Annotated in this window: 23 protein-coding genes; 11 read left to right on the top strand and 12 right to left on the bottom strand. The window is 42.1% G+C overall.

What is annotated here, in order from left to right; genetic code table 11:
- Nucleotides 1–43 precede the first annotated feature (43 nt).
- Nucleotides 44–1,552, bottom strand: coding sequence for a leucyl aminopeptidase (pepA, locus tag EGC80_RS21820; RefSeq protein ID WP_101032573.1), 1,509 nt, complete (start codon nt 1,550–1,552; stop codon nt 44–46).
- 273 nt (nt 1,553–1,825) lie between these two features.
- On the opposite strand from pepA, the gene lptF reads away from it, so the two are divergent.
- Together lptF and lptG are read left to right on the top strand one after the other, a co-directional pair.
- Nucleotides 1,826–2,938 (top strand): LPS export ABC transporter permease LptF, encoded by a 1,113-nt coding sequence (lptF, locus tag EGC80_RS21815; RefSeq protein ID WP_124014038.1) that lies wholly within the window; start codon nt 1,826–1,828, stop codon nt 2,936–2,938.
- Nucleotides 2,935–3,993, top strand: coding sequence for an LPS export ABC transporter permease LptG (gene lptG, locus EGC80_RS21810; protein WP_124014039.1), 1,059 nt, complete (start codon nt 2,935–2,937; stop codon nt 3,991–3,993). Before lptF ends, lptG begins: the two co-directional genes overlap by 4 nt.
- A gap of 83 nt (nt 3,994–4,076) precedes the next feature.
- Here the strand turns inward: lptG and EGC80_RS21805 are convergent, their stop codons facing one another.
- From EGC80_RS21805 to EGC80_RS21790, 3 genes are all read right to left on the bottom strand, one after another.
- A complete protein-coding gene (locus tag EGC80_RS21805; RefSeq protein WP_101032569.1) occupies nt 4,077–4,586 on the bottom strand; it encodes an RDD family protein in 510 nt (169 codons plus the stop codon).
- Nucleotides 4,587–4,613: 27 nt separating this feature from the next.
- Entirely contained in the window at nt 4,614–4,868 is a 255-nt protein-coding gene (locus tag EGC80_RS21800) for a DUF2960 domain-containing protein (RefSeq protein ID WP_124014040.1), read from the bottom strand.
- A 373-nt stretch (nt 4,869–5,241) separates the two neighbouring features.
- Complete coding sequence (locus tag EGC80_RS21790; RefSeq protein ID WP_164839519.1) at nt 5,242–5,736, bottom strand: GNAT family N-acetyltransferase; 495 nt, start codon at nt 5,734–5,736, stop codon at nt 5,242–5,244.
- 114 nt (nt 5,737–5,850) lie between these two features.
- Here EGC80_RS21790 and EGC80_RS21785 point away from each other — a divergent pair, with 114 nt between their 5' ends.
- Complete coding sequence (locus tag EGC80_RS21785) at nt 5,851–6,423, top strand: DsrE family protein (RefSeq protein WP_124014042.1); 573 nt, start codon at nt 5,851–5,853, stop codon at nt 6,421–6,423.
- Between the two features lie 7 nt (nt 6,424–6,430).
- Here EGC80_RS21785 and EGC80_RS21780 read toward each other — a convergent pair whose 3' ends face one another.
- The 3 genes from EGC80_RS21780 to EGC80_RS21770 form a co-directional block, all read right to left on the bottom strand.
- Nucleotides 6,431–7,174, bottom strand: a complete 744-nt coding sequence (locus EGC80_RS21780) for a substrate-binding periplasmic protein (protein WP_124014043.1) — start codon at nt 7,172–7,174, stop codon at nt 6,431–6,433.
- Nucleotides 7,175–7,225: 51 nt separating this feature from the next.
- On the bottom strand, nt 7,226–7,870 hold the full coding sequence (locus tag EGC80_RS21775) for a DUF2913 family protein (protein WP_124014044.1): 645 nt from the start codon (nt 7,868–7,870) through the stop codon (nt 7,226–7,228).
- Nucleotides 7,871–8,027: 157 nt separating this feature from the next.
- Entirely contained in the window at nt 8,028–8,564 is a 537-nt protein-coding gene (locus EGC80_RS21770; protein WP_124014047.1) for a DUF4136 domain-containing protein, read from the bottom strand.
- Between the two features lie 234 nt (nt 8,565–8,798).
- On the opposite strand from EGC80_RS21770, the gene EGC80_RS21765 reads away from it, so the two are divergent.
- Entirely contained in the window at nt 8,799–9,116 is a 318-nt protein-coding gene (locus EGC80_RS21765; RefSeq protein ID WP_101034727.1) for a DUF1289 domain-containing protein, read from the top strand.
- A gap of 309 nt (nt 9,117–9,425) precedes the next feature.
- On the opposite strand, the gene EGC80_RS21760 is transcribed toward EGC80_RS21765, so the two are convergent.
- Nucleotides 9,426–10,028 carry a TetR/AcrR family transcriptional regulator gene (locus EGC80_RS21760; RefSeq protein ID WP_101032562.1) on the bottom strand — a complete coding sequence of 201 codons (603 nt, stop codon included), beginning with the start codon at nt 10,026–10,028 and terminating at the stop codon, nt 9,426–9,428.
- 184 nt (nt 10,029–10,212) lie between these two features.
- On the opposite strand from EGC80_RS21760, the gene EGC80_RS21755 reads away from it, so the two are divergent.
- Nucleotides 10,213–11,097 carry an IS1595 family transposase gene (locus tag EGC80_RS21755; RefSeq protein ID WP_124693443.1) on the top strand — a complete coding sequence of 295 codons (885 nt, stop codon included), beginning with the start codon at nt 10,213–10,215 and terminating at the stop codon, nt 11,095–11,097.
- Between the two features lie 54 nt (nt 11,098–11,151).
- Here EGC80_RS21755 and EGC80_RS21750 read toward each other — a convergent pair whose 3' ends face one another.
- On the bottom strand, nt 11,152–12,573 hold the full coding sequence (locus EGC80_RS21750) for a coniferyl aldehyde dehydrogenase (RefSeq protein ID WP_101032561.1): 1,422 nt from the start codon (nt 12,571–12,573) through the stop codon (nt 11,152–11,154).
- Nucleotides 12,574–12,901: 328 nt separating this feature from the next.
- Here EGC80_RS21750 and EGC80_RS21745 point away from each other — a divergent pair, with 328 nt between their 5' ends.
- Nucleotides 12,902–13,333: a universal stress protein gene (locus tag EGC80_RS21745; RefSeq protein WP_101032560.1), complete on the top strand. Its 432-nt coding sequence runs from the start codon at nt 12,902–12,904 to the stop codon at nt 13,331–13,333.
- Nucleotides 13,334–13,370: 37 nt separating this feature from the next.
- Here EGC80_RS21745 and EGC80_RS21740 read toward each other — a convergent pair whose 3' ends face one another.
- Genes EGC80_RS21740 through EGC80_RS21730 form a run of 3 tightly spaced genes read right to left on the bottom strand, consistent with a single transcriptional unit; the run spans nt 13,371 to nt 16,270 of the window.
- Nucleotides 13,371–13,931: a DUF924 family protein gene (locus EGC80_RS21740; protein ID WP_124012104.1), complete on the bottom strand. Its 561-nt coding sequence runs from the start codon at nt 13,929–13,931 to the stop codon at nt 13,371–13,373.
- A gap of 4 nt (nt 13,932–13,935) precedes the next feature.
- Nucleotides 13,936–15,552 carry a PH domain-containing protein gene (locus EGC80_RS21735; RefSeq protein ID WP_164839518.1) on the bottom strand — a complete coding sequence of 539 codons (1,617 nt, stop codon included), beginning with the start codon at nt 15,550–15,552 and terminating at the stop codon, nt 13,936–13,938.
- Nucleotides 15,545–16,270 carry a PH domain-containing protein gene (locus EGC80_RS21730; protein WP_164839517.1) on the bottom strand — a complete coding sequence of 242 codons (726 nt, stop codon included), beginning with the start codon at nt 16,268–16,270 and terminating at the stop codon, nt 15,545–15,547. The genes EGC80_RS21735 and EGC80_RS21730 overlap by 8 nt, the downstream gene beginning before the upstream one ends.
- Before the next feature lie 228 nt (nt 16,271–16,498).
- Here EGC80_RS21730 and EGC80_RS21725 point away from each other — a divergent pair, with 228 nt between their 5' ends.
- The 5 genes from EGC80_RS21725 to EGC80_RS21705 all read left to right on the top strand — a co-directional run bounded on the left by EGC80_RS21725 (nt 16,499) and on the right by EGC80_RS21705 (nt 20,827).
- Entirely contained in the window at nt 16,499–16,825 is a 327-nt protein-coding gene (locus tag EGC80_RS21725) for a winged helix-turn-helix domain-containing protein (RefSeq protein ID WP_124012102.1), read from the top strand.
- Nucleotides 16,826–16,866: 41 nt separating this feature from the next.
- The gene (locus tag EGC80_RS21720; RefSeq protein WP_124012101.1) at nt 16,867–17,835 is read left to right on the top strand and encodes a magnesium transporter CorA family protein; all 969 of its coding nucleotides are present in this window, start codon (nt 16,867–16,869) and stop codon (nt 17,833–17,835) included.
- 31 nt (nt 17,836–17,866) lie between these two features.
- Nucleotides 17,867–18,526 (top strand): alpha-ketoglutarate-dependent dioxygenase AlkB family protein, encoded by a 660-nt coding sequence (locus EGC80_RS21715; RefSeq protein ID WP_124012100.1) that lies wholly within the window; start codon nt 17,867–17,869, stop codon nt 18,524–18,526.
- Nucleotides 18,527–18,963: 437 nt separating this feature from the next.
- The gene (locus EGC80_RS21710; RefSeq protein WP_124012099.1) at nt 18,964–20,385 is read left to right on the top strand and encodes a DASH family cryptochrome; all 1,422 of its coding nucleotides are present in this window, start codon (nt 18,964–18,966) and stop codon (nt 20,383–20,385) included.
- Between the two features lie 142 nt (nt 20,386–20,527).
- On the top strand, nt 20,528–20,827 hold the full coding sequence (locus tag EGC80_RS21705) for a BolA family protein (protein WP_124012098.1): 300 nt from the start codon (nt 20,528–20,530) through the stop codon (nt 20,825–20,827).
- The last annotated feature ends 92 nt before the right edge of the window (nt 20,828–20,919 follow it).

The following is a 20,919-nucleotide window of genomic DNA, read 5'->3' as shown; positions in this document are numbered from 1 at the left end:
GATGCTTTACCCTTTTTATTTGCGTATCACGCACTAACAATGCTTATTCGCTAATTTCAACACCAGCGCGATTAATTAAGAATTGGCTTAAAATCGGTACCGGACGACCGGTAGAGCCTTTATTCGCGCCGCTGTTCCAAGCAGTACCAGCGACATCTAAATGCGCCCAATTGTACTTCTTAGTAAAGCGAGATAAGAAACATGCGGCAGTAATCGACCCTGCAGGACGGCCGCCTAAGTTAGTCATGTCGGCAAATGGGCTGTCTAGCATGTCTTGATATTCATCCCATAACGGCATGCGCCATGCGCGGTCACCACTTTGCTCGCCGGCATTTAACAGCTCATGAGCTAGTGGATTGTGCGAACTGAATAAACCAGAAGCGTGCTTACCAAGGGCAATAACACAGGCACCCGTTAAGGTTGCAGTATCGATGACTAATTCAGGTTCAAAGCGCTCAACGTAGGTTAATACATCACATAATACTAAGCGACCTTCGGCATCAGTGTTAAGCACTTCAACCGTTTGACCTGACATAGTGGTTAAAATATCACCTGGGCGATAGGCATTGCCCGCAGGCATGTTTTCACAACCCGCTAAAATGCCAATGACGTTAATAGGCAGTTTCATTTCGCATAATGCTTTCATGGTGCCAATCACACCTGCAGCGCCACCCATGTCGTATTTCATTTCATCCATGGCTTCGCCAGGTTTTAATGAAATTCCGCCAGAATCAAAGGTTAACCCTTTACCGACAAGGACAATTGGCTTTTCAGTGCTGTCGACTGCGCCTTGATATTCCATCACGGTCATGATTGATTCATTGCTGCTTGCGCGGCCTACGGCAAGATAAGCGTTCATGCCTAACTTAGCCATTTGCTCTTCGCCAATAGTCGTGACAGTGAGGTTTTCATGCACTTCAGCCATTTGACGAGCTTGGGACGCTAAGTAGGCTGGATTACATATGTTAGGTGGCATGTTGGCCACGTCTCGACATAAATGCATACCCGCTGACACTGCGGTTCCGTGTTCAATTGCGCGCTCACCAATGGTTAATTCGCGGCGTGTTGGCACGTTAAATACCATTTTACGTAATGGACGACGAGTTTCGTCTTTACGGGTTTTTAAGGCATCAAATGAATACAGGCTATTTCTAGTACTTTCAATGGCTTGGCGAACTTTCCAGTAGGTGTCGCGGCCTTTGACATGCAGTTCAGTTAAGAAGCACACTGCTTCCATTGAACCGGTTTCATTGAGGGTACTGATGGTTTTTGTGATAATTTGTTTGTATTGGCGTTCATCTAACTCACGCTCTTTGCCACAACCAACCAGTAAAACGCGCTCACTTAGTACGTTTGGTACATGATGCAGTAGCAACATTTGACCCGGTTTACCTTCAAGGTCACCACGACGAAGTAGGTTACTAATGTAACCTTCACTTATTTTATCCAATTGCTCTGCGATACCAGACAAACGGCGGGGTTCGTATACTCCGACAACGATACAGGCTGAACGTTGCTTTTCGGGGCTACCGCTTTTTACGCTAAACTCCATGAGCACTCCTAGATTCTTAAAGACAAATTACTATATTTATTAGATAATGTTTGCATTAGGCCATCTGGCATATAATCAACGAAAAGGTGATAGCTGTTTGGGATTATTAACGAAAAAAAGGCGTAAATTGACAGCCAAAATAGATGTTAACCATGACCCCAAAGCACCTTCCGCGCTGGTCAGAAAACTAGCAAAACTGCTGAAAGTAGACAGTTTACATGAAAGTTGCTCTGATACCAGTAAAAAGATAAGTTTAGCCACCGGATCCTACTTGTGATTGTATTTAGATATCTTATTAGTGAAGTTTTAAAAGCGCAATTCTCAGTACTTTTAGTGCTGCTAACTATTTTTATCAGTCAACAGTTTGTGCGCGTGTTAGCTGATGCCTCTGATGGTGAGTTCCCGGCTTCCTTGGTGATGACATTATTAGGCTTAAATTTGCCTCAATTAACGGTGTTAGTGTTGCCGCTGAGTTTCTTTTTAGGGATATTGTTGGCCCATGGGCGAATGTATGCCGAAAATGAAATGGTGGTACTGCATGGTGTTGGTGTCAGTGAATGGTATGTCACTCGAGTAACCTTATTACTTGCGATTGGCAATTTATTGTTTACCGCTTATTTGTCTGTTTATGTTGGCCCTTGGGCGGAAGAGCGTCAAAACCAGGTCTTAGAAAAAGCCCAATCTGAAGCCGGATTAGCGGCATTAACCCAAGGTCGCTTTCAAGCAAGCCCGAATGGGCGAGCGGTATTGTTTGTTGAAAAAATAAATAAAGACAACACTTTGGATAAAGTATTTGTTGCACAACTTCCCGATCCTGAAGACGAATATGGCTTAACTAATATTGTGGTGGCTAACAAAGGTCGAGTGATTGAAGATGATTTTGGCAGCCAGCAATTACAGCTCGAAAAAGGCTTCCGCTATCAAGGCAGCCCTAAATCACTTGAACTACAAATAATTGAGTTTGGTGGTTATAAAATGGAGATTAAAGAACAAGAAGTGGATGAGCGGCGACGCAAATTATCTGCAATGCCAGTTGATCAATTGTTGGATACTCCAGGACCTGAAGCGGCAGCTGAATTTCAGTGGCGCTTAGCTATCCCTATCGCGATCCCATTGTTGACGTTAATTGCGGTGCCGTTAGCGCGGGTTAATGTTCGCCAGGGTAAGTTTGCTAAAATGGGTCCCGCTATTTTGCTTTATTTGGGCTACTTTGGATTAATGATTGCAGGCCGAAAAGCCCTGCAAGATGAGGTGGTGCCGCAATTTTTAGGCATGTGGTGGATCCATGGCTTTGCGTTGATATTAGGGTTGTTATTACTTATTAAAGAACGCCCGACAGGGATGAAGTTCCTGGGTTTATTTAAACGCAAGCAGGTGACTGCATGAAAATACTAGACCTTTATATTGCTCGTATGATCGTTAGTACATCAGGCTTGTGTTTACTGATTTTGACTGGGTTGTCAGGCATCATTAAGTGGGTTGATCAACTGCGTTTGGTTGGGCGTGGTGCTTATACCATGCTAGATGCTGGCATATACGTGTTGTTTTTAGTGCCCCGTGATATTGAAATGTTTTTCCCTATGGCGGTACTGCTAGGTGCGTTAATTGGTATGGGCATGCTGGCATCTAACTCTGAGTTAGTGGTGATGCAAGTCTCTGGTATGTCGCGCTTACAAATCACCCAATCTGCAATGAAAACGGCTGTTCCGTTAATGATCATGGTCATGGCGCTCGGTGAATGGGGCGCGCCTATTGCCGAAAAAAGTGCTAAAGAACTTCAAGCGACTAAAATATCGGGTGGCAGTTTGATTAAATCACATCGGGGTATTTGGGCTAAAGATGGTGACTTATTCGTTAATATCGGTGAGGTTAAAGACGTTAATACTCTGATTGATATTCGCTTATATGAGTTTAACGATCAACAAGAATTAACCGGAGTGACCCATGCTAAAACCGCCGAATTTATTGGCGATGCTTGGCAGCTATCTGCAGTTGATAATACCACGGTAAAAGAGGACCGAGTTATTCGCGACCATCTTGATACCGATGTGTGGCAGTCTTCATTAACCCCAGATAAGCTCAGTGTTGTGTCGGTTAAACCAGAGGCATTATCCATTAGTGGCTTAATTGACTACTTGGATTATTTAAAAATCAACCAACAAGATCCGAGTCGTTATGAACTGGCACTGTGGCGCAAGATTATGCAGCCAGTAACGGTGGCAGTGATGATGTTAGTGGCATTGTCGTTTGTGTTCGGTCCGTTACGTACTGTGACCATGGGAGCTCGTGTGTTACTCGGTGTAGTAGCAGGATTTAGCTTTTATATTAGTAATGAGATATTTGGTCCTATGAGCATAGTGTATGAGTTACCTGCGGTGGTTGGCGCAATTGCCCCCAGCATGTTATTTACTGGATTAGCTTTGTATTACATTCGTAAGTAACTAAACGTTAATTTGAACATTAAACTGTGATGCAAAAATGGCAACCTTTGGTTGCCATTTTATTATTGGTAAAGGCCAATTGATTATGCGCCACGCCAGTTACGCATTTGATTAGCTTCTACTGACAATACCACAACCTCAGAACGGGTCATCATGTCTTGTAATGCTAATTTGTCATCATTGATGATAATCCACAGATTACCAATACCTAATAACGACCAAACTACCCGAGCGCAGGCGGTAATGAAACTTAAGTCTTGGCCATTGGGATGTTGAACTTTAAGTCGCCAAGCTCGCATACCTAATGTTTGCCCACCTCGGCTCCAAAACACGGCATAAAATCCGCCGACACAAATGGCTATCCAGAGCTGATAAAGTCCATGATAAACCGGAGTGTTATTGAGCAAATCTGACACGTCTTCGTGACCATTCATCGCGATAAGTCCGCTACTTTGCAGACCCAAGAAAACGGCAAAACCAACCGCGCCAGCAAACATATAAACGGCTACAGCAAGCATTGAGTCATACGTCATTGCACCTAAACGTCGAAAAAAACTGGCTCGAGGGAAATTAGCATGATCTGAATTCAACATAGAGAGTCCTTATGTAAACCAAAATGATTAAACCTCATCATCTTCACGAACAAATTTGATGCTAGTAAAACCAAAACGTGCAAATTCAGTTTTACGAAATTCTTTCTCTGCTTTCGCGCCTTTTTTTGACGTTAACGCAACTTGTTGCTCCATGGCTAAAAACTTTTTTAAATCAATCCCTTCAGCTTGAGCTGCTGCTTCATAAAGATCATGATGTATGTCATAGCTAAACGCGATAGTTTTGGTTTTGCCTTTAAAGGTATAGATAACTTGGCGCGCCATGGCGAACTCCTGAAATTAATGTAATTCATTTTTTAATGTAAATAATACGGCACCCCAAAGGCATCAATCTGCCGACAAAGACTTAAGCGTTATGATTTTTGAGGTACCAAATGGTAAAAGAGACAAATACCCATAGGGTGATGATCTGATGCACAATCTTCGATTATCCCACGTTCATCGACGTATAACCAAGCTGATCGGCATGAACTTGCAATAAATATTCAAATAATACGATGCCCCTGCTGACTAATGCTGTACTAAGCTAATCCTTGCGGTTTAAGGTTTTAACATTGCCATAGCAAACAAAAACATCATAAAAAGTATTGGCTAACAAAACCGTCGTGACGACTGCTGGCGGCTTAGAGGGGAACCTTTATAATAAGGGTAAATACAAATAACATGCCCCATCAGGGTAACTATCTAGTGATTGTGTCAGTTTTGCTGATGTGATGTCTGCTTTAAACCCTTGTTGTTGCCAGTACGTTTGCGCACCCTGTACGGCCACCAGTCCAATCCCCTTCACCGTCAACGCTTTTGCTTGATTTACAACATAAGTGAAGAGTTGTTTACCAATTCCCATGCCTTGTGCATTGGGTGAAATGGCCATGTCATGTAAATACCAGCAGTTAGCATCAATCTGGCCACTGATTTCGGTATTCAATGACGGGGCATCGCCTCGTTGCCAAGGGTGAACAAGGGCATAAGCTAAAACGCGACCTTGTCGTTCAAACACGACACAGCTAGTCGGCGACGTTCGCCATTTACTTTGCATAACACCAAGCGACTCTGGCGCTAGTTCAACATAACATTGTGCTTGGATCGCCATAATAGCGGGCCAGTCGGTCGCGTAAATTGGACGTATTGACATATCATTCATTCTTGGTGTTTTTGAGCGCATCATTATACTCAGCAAGGGTCTAAAACCTAAGCGCTAATCTGTGCTAGAGTAATCATAAAAATAGAGATAAGGAAGATCAACATAATGGAAATCAGTTTACCTTCAATGAGTAGATGCGTTATCACATCGGCCGTGTTGACATTAATAGCGTGTTCATCATTTACGGCAACCGCTGGTATTGATGCTTTTAAACCGGGACCAGTGATTAAAGACTACGGAAAAGTGGCCGAAGTGAATAGCAGCTTAACCATACCAACAGGCATGAAGTTTAAAGTTGCTTTTGATTTAGGTACAGCCGCTAAACCCGCTGAAATAAACTCTAGTATTGATACTTTGGCGCGCTTTATTAATATGCATGTGGCAGCCGGGGTTAAACTGAAAGACATTTCGCTTGCTATGGTGGTGCATGGTAAAGCGGCTAGCGATATGACCAAGGATAGTTTTTATCAGCAGTTGAATGCAGGGCAGAAGAATGCTAATTCAGATTTAATTGTGCAGTTGGTAAGACAGGGGGTTAAGTTCTATGTGTGTGGTCAAACAGCCGCCTATTACGGCATTACTCCTGATGACTTGCTGCCGGGTGTTGACATGGCGTTATCGGCGTTAACCGCACATGCCGTATTAGCCCGCGAAGGCTACAGCGTTAATCCGTTTTAACCCCATATTAACGACTAAACACATCCTGCTTAGTGTATTTTTCGATAATGCTTTGAGTGGTGCCATTTTGGTTAAATTCAGCAATAGCGGCATTAATTTGTGGTAATAAGGCAGTATGTTTTTTACGAAGGCGCATGACTAAGTGGCCTTCTGAATGAATCGCGGCAAGGGTGACTGGTCTATTGAGTTTTTTTGCCCAATACAAGGCGGGTAAATCTCCAGAGATAACCGCTTCAACTCGCTCTTTATGTAATGCCTTGATGAGTTCTCTCTCAGAGGTAAAATCAACTCGAGTAAACTCTGTATCGTCGTGGTAAAGGTAGCCACGAATTGTGCCTATTTTTTTACCTTTAATCTGATTAACGTCTTGCCATTTTTGAGCATTTTTGTCTAAAGTGATAATGTTTTCTTGAATGACTAATATCGCTATCGATGAGACAAAATTATCGCCTACTTTTTGATCCTCAAACCAGCTTGGGCTAACAAAGTCGAAGTCTAGTAAGCCATTCGCTAAGGCGTAATTAGTTCTTTTTGGAGGATAATTGTTTTTTTCAACTTCAATGTTGGCCTTTGCAAGCAGTAACGGAACCAGCTCGCCGAGTATTCCTGGGTTTTCAGCCGATCCAGCAATGTAATAAGGCACCCAACTGCTGGAGGCATTGACGTTATACTTAAGTGCTGTGCTCGCTTGAACGGTGGAACCACAAAAAAATATCACCAAGCAGGTGAGTGCTAGAAAGCCTTTTTTCATGGTGACTCCTTATCTTTAATATTCTATTAATACTACAACAATTTTCGCTGCTTAATAAAGATCAAGGCACAGTAAACATAAACTTGAGTGTAAGTTATCAGGTATTAATACATAAGTTTTATGATGTTTGATCAATGAGGTCTTTTTATTGCCTTGGCTGAGTAATACACCTTGCTCTAATGCTAACCGTGCAACCAACTTTTCATCACCACGAATGTACATTGAGATTGGTTTGACAATTTTATCATCAACAATGTGTTGATTAAATTCTTTTGCTGAGATTATTAAACTTGATTTACCGTCACTGTTGATCTTCAATTTGGCATCAATGTCGGTATCGGTTACCACCACCCATTCTTGTGCTGCGAGTCCGGTTAATAGGTTTTTAAGCCCAGTGCCAGTGGCGATAGCACTGTTATTAACTTGTTGGTATTGATCGGCAATACAGGTTAATCGTTGTTTAAGTTGAGCCCCAGCACCTTGACTTCGAGCTTGACTTATCCAGGCCGTTAAGTCGTCGGCCATTAGTTTCGAAAAGCGTTTTGTTTTTAACGACTCAACCATCCAGTTACATAGAAAATGGCTTTCTTGTGCTGCAGTTCTGACGGCTTTGTGTTGTGATGCCGAGGTATTTATGGCATCGATTCCAGCTAGCGCAAGGGTTAATAAAGCTTGGTTGTATGTTTCTGTAGTCATTTTAACGAGGTCAATAAAGTAGTGTGATAGCTAGTTTACCGTGTAGTCGCAAATTGCTAAATAGATATTTGTGTTAAGTCGGCTCGAAGAGCTGGCGTTTCTATGTAAAGTAGTCGCCGTTCAACAAGGATAAACGGCAACTAAAATAGAGTGTAGATTACTTTTTCGGGGGGAATTGCGCCAAGATAGCGGCAACAGTTTGGTTAATGCCTTGTGCTTTAACTTCGCCACCTTGATCAAAGTGGTACTGACCATTGCCGCGCCAAATTAAGCGTTTGTCGGCTGGGTCGATAATATCAATTTGAATAGTTTGCGTTTTAGCTGTGTTACTGCCTAGCGGGATACCGATACTCGTGCCAAGACTTATCCCACCACTAGAGCCCCAAGTTCCAGAACCTAAGCCGATAGAAAGCCCTGAATCTTTTTCTTTGTTTTCAGTGATAAAGGCATAGTTGACTACAAAATCAGCATTGCTGGCGCTAAAGAGATAACCTTGGTTAAGTAAGGTTTGCTTAATGTCGTCATTAATTCGGTCAGCGGTTAAAGGATCATCAGTTTGTTTTACGGTGAGTTGACTGAATGTTTTGAGTACAGAGAAGTCGTAATTGACATCATAATCTTGCTTGGGTTTTGTCGCACAAGAGGCCAGCAATAACAGGCCACATAAAAGTAAAATGGGCTTACAAGCTGCCATTGTGTGTATTAACCCTTTACTCGAACGCCTTGATGTTGTCATGAGCCCTCCGACTAACGTGCAATAATGTACAAAATTAACTCAATTAGTATAACCTTAACATAACGGTATTTGATGGTGACTTTGGTTGGTTAAGTACTAGCCTCATCATTAAATCAACCTACCAATGACTATATCGTATATTTAGCATTTACGTACTAAATTCAATATTAGCTGAGGTTAAGCACTCTAATGATGGAACAGTTAAGTTTTTTTGCGGTGCCCAGTCCATGCGTTGGCGTTTGTCAGTCTGACAGTCGTGGCTATTGTATGGGCTGCCTTCGAAGCCGAGATGAACGATTTAACTGGATGAGTTACAGCGAGTTAAGAAAACAAGATGTGATCCGTTTGTGTTTACAGCGCAAACGACGTCGTCAATATGCTATTCATAAAGCGAAGCAACTGGCGCTACAAGTAGAACAAACGTCGCATACTCTTCAATTAGATTTTGACACCCAGACAAAGGCTGAAAATGAACAGATTGATCTAACGAATTTTAGTTTAGATGAATAATGTATGGGATAAATGCTAGAGCCTGTTGAACCTTCAAGATGAATTTTGCTGCTGTTAGTGGCCATTTTTTTCAAGGCAGAGCTAATGAGATGTCGTTATTCTCCATAAATAAGCGATAACCCAGTACAAAGAAGCCACGAACGCAGCCCGAAGGGTCCGCCTAAACCGTCCTAGTTATTATTATAAAATAAGTTTGTTGCAAGGTATTAGCCTAGTTAAAGACTTTGTCTCTAGTCTTTTCACAGCATTCTTATGTAAGCAGAAAACCGTTTAGTTCGAACAAATTGTAAACACGAAAGGTCAACAGGCTTAGGCTTTCATCGCTTGCCAAAATAACCTGAAACTGGCGCATCGGTGAATGTCATCGTTACCTAAATGAGGATTGTCGGTAAAAAAACGAATGGCAGCTAAGTACTGACCATGGCAGTTTTCGAGCAATAACGCATTGGGAAAGTCAGCGATAATATGCTGCTGTTTACCTTGATTAATCAATTCGACAACAAATCCTAGAATGCTGTTCATCGCTTGCTTTCTGACGTCGGCATCGATGTCTGCGGACATAGAGTACTGTAGAAAAAAAAGCTGTTTTAACGGTTGTGCAATGGCCCAGTCGATGGCTTTTTGCCATAGGGTATTGGCATCTTGTTCGATATCACCACTAAAATGAGTGCTGCTAACCATGTTGGTAGCAAACTCTTGTTTAATGGATAAAAAAAGCTGGCTCATGATGTCTTTTTTTGTCGGAAAATGATGAAATAAAGTGCCCGTTGCCACGCCAGCCGCTTTGGCAATTGATGCGGTCGATGTAGCATTAAAACCATTATTAACAAACAGCTGTAATGCCGAGTCTAGAATAGCTTGTTTTTTATCTGTGGTAACAATGGATTTACTGCTAATGGATTTACTGCTCATTGAGTCACATACCTATTCTATCTAGTGTCTGTTTATCTACCGTTTATTCATTAAATCAGTTTGATTGCGGACTGGTTAATGTCGGATTCGGCTCAGCAAGTATCATTAAAGTACATGCCTATGCATCTGAGTCAGTTTTGGCCTATTCTTATAGTATAAATCAAGACTAGAAGTGAGATTTGCTATGAAAATGCCTGAAACGAGTTTTTTTGAATGGCAACGTCAATTCAGCGCTGAAATTGATTGCTTAAATCACATTAAGAAAATGAGATGGCCTAATGGTTTTGTTTGCCCTAGATGCTCTTGTGAGCATGCCTATGAGCTTACAACCCGCAATGTATATGAATGCAGTCAATGTCATAAACAAACATCGGTCACAGCAGACACATTATTCCACGGTAGCCGTATTCCTATCACTAAGTGGTTTTGGGCAATCTACTTTTTAGGCTCAGATAAAGGCAGTATTTCAGCATTAAGATTGAGCAAGCACATTGAAGTTAATTGGCGAACGGCACGTTTGATATTAAGTAAGCTGAGAACGGCTATGGGCCATAGAGACAGCTTATATAGACTGTCAGGCGTTATTGAAATTGATGATGCGTTAGTGGGTGGCAGAAGGAAGGGCAAGCGTGGACGTGGAGCAGAAGGTAAAACACCTGTTTTAGTTGCCGTTGAAAGCAAAGGAAAAAGAGCTGGATTTATTGCTATGCAGGCTGTGAATAGCGTTTGCCATGATAGTGTTGAAAAGTTCGTTGCCAAACACTTAACGAGACAGCAAAAAGTGCATACAGACGGCTTACCTGCGTTGAACATTATAGATAAGACTCAACAACATGAAGCGAGGGTTACCCCCAGTGAGCTTGTTGATGAATGGCTGCCTTGGGTTCATATTGCCATTGGTAACTTAAAGGCATTTTTACTTGGGACATTTCATGGTGTTTCAGGAAAGTACCTACAAGAATACCTGAGCGAGTTCTGTTATCGGTTCAATCGTAGACAAATGGAAAGAGAAATACCTAACAGATTGTTAAATTTGGCAATAATTCACACGCCAATACATTCTTACTGAGCCAACTGCATAGGCATGTTAAAGTAATACTTGCCGTAGTGATATTTTGAGGTGTTAGCGTAAGAAAAATTTCATCAATAATCGTTGGATCACGCCGCCATAAGGTGGATGAACAAATATGCCGGTATTAATTTTACCACTGTTGAGGATTGTTTTAGCATGGCTAAAGGTTAGAAAGCCTTCTTTGCCGTGATAGTGTCCCATGCCCGATGGACCAATACCGCCAAAGGGTGCGTCATCAGCGGCAACATGAAATACCGTGTCATTAATGCACACTCCGCCCGAATGAGTCTGCTGCAGAATGTCTTGCTGCGTTTTATCGTCAAAGCTCATGATGTATAGGGCTAAGGGGCGATCATGATGGTTGATATAACCTATCGCTTCATCAACCGACTGATAGCTAATAATCGGTAACAATGGTCCAAATATTTCATCCTGCATAATGAGCATGTCGTCTGTGGTATGTGTGACTAGCTGAGTGGCTATTTTTCGTTGCGTTGTTGATATTGGGCCATCAATTGCGGAGGTGACGGTTGCACCTTTGGCTTTGGCATCTTCTAATACTGCGAGTAAGCGTTGGTGTTGACGATCATTAATGATATTGCCATAGTCTTGGTTTGTGTCGAAGTTAGGGTACATTTTATTAAATCGACGTTGATAAGCGGCAATAAACGCCTCGACTTTTTCCGCTGGGCACAATACATAGTCAGGGGCGACACAAATTTGACCTGCATTTAAACATTTTCCAAAAATAAGCCGTTCTACCGCTGTGTCTATTGGCATATCAGCGGCAATGATCGCTGGGGACTTACCGCCTAATTCTAATGTTACCGGCGTCAGGTTATTGGCTGCGGCACGCATAACATGGCGGCCGACAACGGAAGAACCCGTAAACAGAATATGGTCAAACGGTAATGCTGAAAATGCTGCGGCCACATCAGCTTCACCTTCAACTAACTCGACTTCAGTTGGGGCAAAAATCGTTGCCAACATCTTGCGCAATACCGCATTGGTTGCTGGGGTGAATTCGGACATTTTTAGCATGGCCCCGTTGCCTGCAGCAATGGCCGTGATCAATGGGCCCATTGATAACATCACCGGGAAGTTCCACGGCACAATAATACCGATCACGCCCAAGGGCTGATATTGCACCGACACTTTAGAGGGCGATAGTAATAAACCTGCATGACGACGACTGGGTTTCATCCACGACTTAAGGTGTTTGATGGTGTAATTGATGTTGTTTACACAAGGCATAATATCCGAAATTATGGTGTCATTTGCAGAGCGATGGCCATAATCGTTAATTAATGCGTCGATGATAGATTGTTGATTATCAAGCAAAGCTTGTTTTAATTGGGTTAACTTATCTACCCGTGATTGATAATGAGGCGCTGGATTAGCTTGAAAACGCGCGCGTTGATCTGTGAGTAATTGTTGTAATTGTGTTTGAATGTTATCAACGGCCATATTCATATTTGATCTCCAGCAAAAAATAACGATGTTGGTTTGATGAAGTGTGATTAACCCATTCAGCAAACCGACTGATTAGTCGGTTTTATGTTATGTTCGTTTTTGATCTAAAGCAAGTTTTCGGGTTTAATTTGATATTAATCACTAATGAGGTCTTTAATACTGACTATACTAAAACTTAACTCGGGGTAGGAGATGGAATAAATCGTTAACAACGGATTTATTATCCAGAGTTTAGATTAGTTATATTGTTGAGATGGAACTGGGTGTGTTTCTGTGAGGCATAAAATGTCACTACAAAGACACATTTTACACTGCGAAGGAGGATAATATGCGAACACGTAATATTTTATGGCCTACCGATTTTTCTGACACGTCGTCACATGCTTTAAGTTACGCAATTGAAATGGCTAACTTATATAAAGTTGGCATTCGTATCGTGCACGTAGTTGATCAGCCTTTCGGTGATGAGAATTATATGATCCTTGCCGTTACCCCTGAAGAGTTGGCGAAAACGATGGAAGCTGCTGCGGCCAAGAAAATGCATGATTTATTGGGTCAACTTAATACCGACTTAAAGATTGAAACGGTGATTCGACGTGGTGATGCTATTGCCGAAATTTTGGCCGAGGCCAATAGCGGTGATATTGGTATGGTGGTTATTGCCAGCCATGGTAGAAGCGGACTGTCTCATTTTTTGAATGATAATGTCGCCGAAACTATTGCAAATAAAGCCACATGCCCTGTTCTAGTGGTCAAATAGCATCGGCTATAGAAGCTGGCGTTGGAGTATAGCTTGGTTAAAAGCTGGAATCGGGTTGAGTTAAAAAGATGATTTCGGCAGCCGTTGAGTCGCGCCCTAAGATCGCGTTTCGGTGAGGATAACGATTAAATTGAGCTATAATGGCTTGATGTTGTCGTTGGCTGTGTAGATTATTCGGCGCATATTGCTCAAATAATGGCAATGCTTGCTGGTGGATAATCATTGATTCGCTATGCATATAGGGCATGATTAAAAATCCAGCTTGGTGAGTCGGTAACTCTGCTAAACAACCTAATGCAACGGCTTCTTGCGCCAGCACTAACGCGATATTGTCAGCGGCAAATGCGGCTGGCGTATCGCGATGAATATTTCGCGAAAATTGATCTAGTACGATAATTTCGGCTAATCGCCCTTGAGTGTCTTTACGCCAGTGTTGTAACTCTCCCATTATGGCAGCGTTTAAAGCGGTGCCAAAAGTCTTTGTTATCTGTAAATCAAGCTCGGTATCTTTTATCCACCATTGTTTAGGTGAAATTTTAACAAACCAAAAATCAATAACATCATTGACGGTGACCCGTGTCGTTTTTATTTCATTCATTAGGCTAAATCCAATTACGGTTATCGTGACTAGTAGCATTGAGTGACCGAGTAATAATTAGCTCTGCCACATGAGTGGGAATATAGGGGAACACCACACTGCCACTGGCTAATCCGACTTCTACATAGGCTAACTGAGCTTGTTTTTGGCCTTGAGTTTGGATGATGTTAACGTGTTGAACTTTTTCAAATGCGACCCGCTGCCATTGTTGACCGAAAAAGCCGCTATGTTGCCAAATGACTTTATCTGCCACAACATATCCCCATTGCTTGTATCGTATGTAAATCGCTAATATCACCATGAAGGTGATGAACCAAGTGAACTCAAAAAAACCAGGGCTTTGATGGCCATAATAACCCATGATGGTGAGTATACTGGCCAGGATCAGTGGCAAGGCAATTCTCTTGGTCAGCCAATTAATATCAATAGACGAGTAACTGCTAGGTAATGCGCTGGCACCGCCACTGAGTTGAGGGATTTTGGCCAAGAGTAATTCGATTTCAGTGGATTTAACACTTGGAACTAACATGTGTTGTTTGGTTTTATGTCCAACTTCATGTCCTTTGACTTGCTTAAAGTATAAGGTCCAGCGTTTAAATAAGCGTGCAATAACGGGTTGTTGAAGATGGACTAATTGAATACGTTTTATGGCCAACGCATCTTGCTGGTGTGAAATGACACCGCCACTTCGTTGTAAAGTGTCATCATGTTTATCGAGCTGATATGGGTGATATTTTAACATTGCCGCGACAATTGAAATTAACGCAAACAAACTGTATAGCGCAAACAACCCCACGATTGCCATGATGGTCTGCAAGCCAATATTTTGATGCGTTTGCTGTTGGACCCATAACCAAAATTGCTGCGCGAGTGGGGAGTCGAATATTTTATCCAAATCAACTTGACCAGCGATGGGGCCCGCAATTACGGCAAACCAAATAAAATTATTTTGATAAAAACCAAATAAGATTAAATCCCATAAACTTTTACGCACAATCGGCTGTGTATTCTCGATGCCATGTTGATTGTCAGTATGCGGATGCTCGTGTGTCGGTGCAGTAGCATCAGTGTGACTTAAATTTAGCAGTAAACGTTTTAAGGTTTGCGCTTGTTGTGTATCTAATGCGGCTAAATGAGCTTCGTCACTTTTAGACCCAGCGGTTTCAATCACGAGGGTACCGAGCGACAATGGCTTAAAATAAAACGGTTGTTCATAACGAATATTTTGAATGCGACTCAGCGGTATTTCATCTTTTTTGGTAAACAATAAGCCGCGTTTCACTTCAAGTTGATGGTTATTAAGACGAAAACGAAATTTTCGCCATTCTATTATCGCAGAAAGTGTCACTAGCAGTAATAGTAGGCTAGAAGCCAGTATGCCCCATTGCATATCAAAGCCTTGCCGCCATCCAGTATAAACAATGGGTACGATAGCAAAACCATTGCTGAGGATGTTTTTCAAGGTACTGAAAATATTACTGACGACGGACCAAGCTGAAAGTGCTTGCCACTGCTGTAAATCATCGGTATTGGTTTGCTCTGAATTGATCGATTTATTGGTAACAATATCTTTTGAGTCAAGATGTGGATCATCACCCTGTGATGCTGATGACTTATCCATTATGGCTATCCTGCTGAGATCGTTCAATGGCTGGTGTAGGGTCATCAACTGATGTTGAATGCTCGCGTGTGTTTAATTTAGTGGCAGGTAGTTGATGACTTGCTGCCGCTTGGCTCAATAAATGTTGGCGTAAATTTTCAGCTAAATCGGCATTGAGGCCTGGTAGATCAATTTCAGCTAAACCACTACCTGCACTGAAGCATTTTAAGGTGACTAAGTTGAACCTTCGTTCTGCGGGGCCTTGTGACAAATTAACATGTTGCAGTCGAGTGTAGGGCAGTGCCGTTGTTGACACCCAAAATAACCCTTCACGTAGCACCATTTCATGTTTAAACAAGCCATAAGCAATTTTGTTTGCTTTGAGGTGAATGAGTTTAATCACCAGGGCAGCCACCAATATTGTCAATGCTATAAACCCGGTCGTGATTATCAATGGCAGCGGGTTAATTATCAGCAGAAACACCGTTAAGGCCGTGATGATAATCATCATAACGACACTGCTAATTATCAATAATAGTTTAGGGTAATTAGGATCAATATTGCTCAGTGGCAAGTCGGCAAGTTGAATATAATCATCTTCGGATAAACGTGGGCCATGGTCATAAGTGTCTGCTGAAGTTGCTTTTACTGCCAACAATGAAGATGTATCGTTTAGCGTTGACGGATCTGTTATTGGCGATGGCGCTAATGGGCTCTTTGAGTGCGGCGGAGTATCCATGTTTGTTCGCTTTCCATGTCGGCTATTTATATTGTTAAAAACTATAACGAGATTGTCGCAACTTAGGTAGTGTTAATCATATTGGTTATCGATAAATCAATCTATTAGCGTCAAAATCAGTGATTAATTACGCCGCAATTTGCCCACATTGGCAATAGTGCTTGCGTGACTGGCTAGACATACAGTAATTTCTATCCAGTAATGTAGAGATAATAGGGCGTGTGAAGGATGTTTTCGAATAATTACGTGATCAATAAATCGCAAAAAGCATTTTTACGAAAATTGTATTTAGCGCATCTGCTAGATGAAGAACAACATAACTTATTAAGCTTGCAAAAACTGACGCTTATGCCACGAAGGACATTGCAAGATGCGTTAGCGGCATTTGTCGATATTGGTATTGAAGTGGATTTTGTTCAGCAAGGCCAGCGTCATAATGAAGGCTATTATCGCATTTCAACTTGGGGCCCAATCAGCAGTGCTTGGGTGAATAGCCATTTCGAGCAGATCAAACAACACATTGAAATGGTGAGCGAGTCAGACATGACCCGTTAAGCGGTTTATACTGCAATAATTTGTTGTTGAAAGGGCTATTCATGGCGATACAGATACTATTATTCAATGCGCAAGGTCTGTTGTTAGCTGAAGGTGATGAGACTCTCATGAGTCAATATGATCCGCAACAGCAGTTAATATGGGTCGATATTACGGATCAGCATAGCCAAGCGTTTTTTAAGCAACATCCTGACTTTGGTATTGATCATCTCGATTTTGAAGAAGCACAGCGTGAACGTCATCCTCCACAGTTTGAAGAATATGGCACCCATTCGTATTTGTTAACCCACGAGCTTAAAGACAGGGAAGAATATCTTCTGCTTGAGCGTAGCCAGTTACTGCTACATGTGAATGACCATTTTTTAGTGACACAACACCTTAAACCGTCAATCAGTGTCAGCAAAGTTTTCCAACGGATCCGCGAGCAAGGTCACCTAGATAGCACGGACATGAGCCAAGTGTGTTTTGAACTAATGCGTCAAATTGTGATTGATTATCTGGCAGTGATGTTGGCGTTAGAAGAACGTTTAAGTGAAATAGAAGATGAGATTTTTGATGTTTCAACCGATGATTTACTTGCAGAGTTAATCGCTTATAGCAGTAAATTACAAAAAGCAAAACGTTCGTTTAGTTACCATGAAGAGATATTGCAACAATGGCTTCGCGATGACAGCCATCAGCATATTAAGATGGACTATGAACAACTGAGTTATTTATATAACCAGTTTGAACGGTTATCGAGTCGAGCCAGTCTTTATCAAGGTTTAGTGGACAGCTTAATCAATGGCTATATTTCAGTCAGTGCCCATAAAACCAATCGAGTGATGATGACGTTAACCATGGTCACGGCCATTTTTCTACCATTAACCTTAGTCGCGGGCATTTACGGAATGAACTTTGATAATATGCCTGAGTTAAAATGGCACTTTGGCTATTTTGCAGTATTGAGCCTAATGGCAGTGATTGTGTTATCAGGCTTGTGGATAGCTAAAATAAAGCGTTGGTATTAATCGAAGTGAGTGATTAAAGGAGGCTATTGAGGTGACAAAGTTTCAGCATGGGTTAGATTTTGGCGATCCTCACGACGGCTTAACTCAAGATGATATTGTCGAGGCAAGGACTAAAAACCAAATCAGTCCACCTGTCACTTGGATTAAAGGCTTTTTGTCGCCTAAGCAGCAACAGTTATTGATAAATGAAGTTAATCACTATCCGTTAGAGCGGGTTTCTATACAAGTGTATGGTAAGCAACATCTGACTCCTCGAACCCAGGCTTGGTTTGGCGACCCCGGTTGCGATTATCATTACTCCAAATTACACATCACTGCACTGGCTTGGCCAAAAGTATTAAGCCGATTACGTGCAAAATTGCTTAACGATCATCAAATCGACACTAATTCAGTATTAGTTAATCGCTATGCCGATGGCCACGACTGTATGGGATGGCACAGTGATGATGAACCTGAGATTGTCAGTGGTTCGGCGATTGCATCGGTTACCTTGGGGGCCTGTCGAGACTTTGTTGTGCGCCATAAGCAAACTAAGACCAAAGTTAATTTTGCGCTCGCATCGGGCGACTTACTTATTATGCATCCCGGTATGCAGCAACACTGGCAACATGCTTTGCCTAAACGCCTTAAGGTTGTTGAGCCGCGTATTAACTTTACCTTTCGACAAATCATCCCCAACTATTATCGTTAACAGATATCGTTAATAGATATCGTTAATAGATATCGTTAATAGATATCGTTAATAGATATCGTTAATGGCCATAGCTAAAAGCGAAAGATCTAGCGGCTAGGACGCTGCGCGGCTAGATGCTATAAAATATTAGTAGCGAAGCTGATCCTATCCCAGAGATGACAAGCGATAACGGGCGATGACAAGCGATAACGAGCGAAAAAGCTAAGCGCCTAGGACGCTGCGCGGCTAGATGCTATAAAATCTTAGCAGCGAAGCTGTCCCTAGAAGCGAAGCGCTCTATCCGCGTAGCGAACTAGCAGCGAAGCGACTCTAGGACCTTGCAGATCGATAGTCGAGCTAGTTTGGGTATATAGCAAAAATAGATTATTACTGAACCGTTAACCGCAGTGTTTACGTACCTATTAGGTATGGTTTCAAGATGTGGTAATAAATAGATGAACAATGCGGGTGGCAAAGGTTGCGTAGACTCAAACATAAAAACGACATCGCAATCAACAGTCCGGGCGCTTTATTGGTTAGGCGATGACCTGCGAATGGCAGACAATGCGATATTTTCTGATATTGCTCAGCATGCTCAGCAGTTGATGATAGTGTATTGCATCGATCCCAATTGGTTTCGAACAACCCAATATCAAGCTCAGTACCTTGGTAAGCACAGGTTACGATTTTTGCTTGAGTCATTACGGGCATTAGACGAAGCGCTCAATCAATATGGTCAACAGCTGCATATTGTTTACGCTTCAGCGCAAAAATCCTTGGCTTATATTATCCAAGCCCATGATATTTCCCGGGTCTATCGTAGTGATCATTGTGGTGCAGATGAGCAGACCGCTTGGCAATCGATTCAGCAGCAATGCCCCGATATTCAATATTCGACCATGACCACTCAAACTCTGTTTCACTCACAGCAACTTCCTTTTGAGCTAGCCGAACTTGCGCCAACTTTCAGTCAGTTTCGCAAGCAAGTCGAGAACATCAATATTACCGCAGCAGCTGACACAATATCTTGGTTGCCACCTATGGTCGCGCTTAAGCAGCAAGATAAACAGCTTCAGGCTTGGCTGTCTTACCCCGACTGGGTGCCACAAACTCAAATGATGAGCAATGTATTTTGCGGTGGCGAAGCACAAGGGCTATTACAATTAGAATGCTATTTTTCTTCAAACTTAGCGCATCACTACAAGGAGATGCGTAATGAGCTTGATGGTTGGGAATGCTCGACAAAGTTTTCACCTTGGTTAGCTAATGGTTGTTTATCTGCAAGGCAAGTGGTGTCTGCCTTGCAGCAATTTGAATCACAACATGGTGCGAGCCAATCAAGCCAGTGGATTTTGTATGAGCTAATTTGGCGTGAGTATTTTCATTGGTATGGCTTTAAATTCAATAAACAGCTATTTCGATTCTCTGGCATTAGTGGGCGTAAGCCGTTAACCAGTTTTTATGTGCAACGTATTCAAGCGTGGAAAACTGCCAGTACACCTTTCCCTTTAGTGAATGCGTTGATGAAGCAATTAAATGACACCGGCTATATGTCAAATCGCGGTAGGCAAATTGTGGCAAGTTGCTTTGTGAATGAACTACAATGTGATTGGCGTTATGGTGCCGCTTATTTTCAACAGCAGTTAATTGATTATGATGTTGCCGTGAATTGGGGCAATTGGCAGTATCTGGCGGGTGTTGGCGCCGATCCCCGCGGCGCTAGGCACTTTAATCTTGAAAAACAGCAGCAGACATATGACCCACACGGGCTATTTATCAATGCATGGCTAGGGCGTGAGGTGTTACAACAACAAGACGAGGTCAATGCTGCGTATTGCATGGATAGTGTCGATATAGCAGATTGGCCAAGAAGCTGATCGATAATGGTCATTAATATGCGTCGATATCGACTCGACAGAAGGTGTGCACAAACTTTAAGTTTTAGTCTGCTTGTTTGACCTTTATTCGGCAAAGCAGTACCCTTCGATTTCATCGATATGGATTAACAAGAGTATTACTATGTCTGTCCAACAAATCATTACTGATAAATTGAATCATGCCTTCGAGCCATTGCATCTTGAGGTGATTAACGAAAGTAATCGTCATCATGTTCCGCCTAATTCTGAAACCCATTTTAAAGTGGTTGTGGTTAGCGATAAATTTAGTGACCAGCGTTTGCTTGCCCGTCACCGTTTGATTAACCAAGCGCTTGCAGATGAGTTAGCTAACGGTGTGCATGCATTATCCATCAATGCTTATACTCAGCCAGAATGGCAAGCATTGGATAAAGTACCTAAAACCCCTAATTGTAAAGGCTAATTGTTATTAACTTACTGGTCTATTTATAAAAAAGCCTCACGGATTATGTGAGGCTTTTTTATTTTGTATTGTAACGTGGCGGTATTTGTCAC

It is taken from the genome of Shewanella psychromarinicola, assembly GCF_003855155.1.
GTDB classification, from domain to species: domain Bacteria; phylum Pseudomonadota; class Gammaproteobacteria; order Enterobacterales; family Shewanellaceae; genus Shewanella; species Shewanella psychromarinicola.
This window is presented reverse-complemented; position numbering and strand designations above follow the sequence as displayed.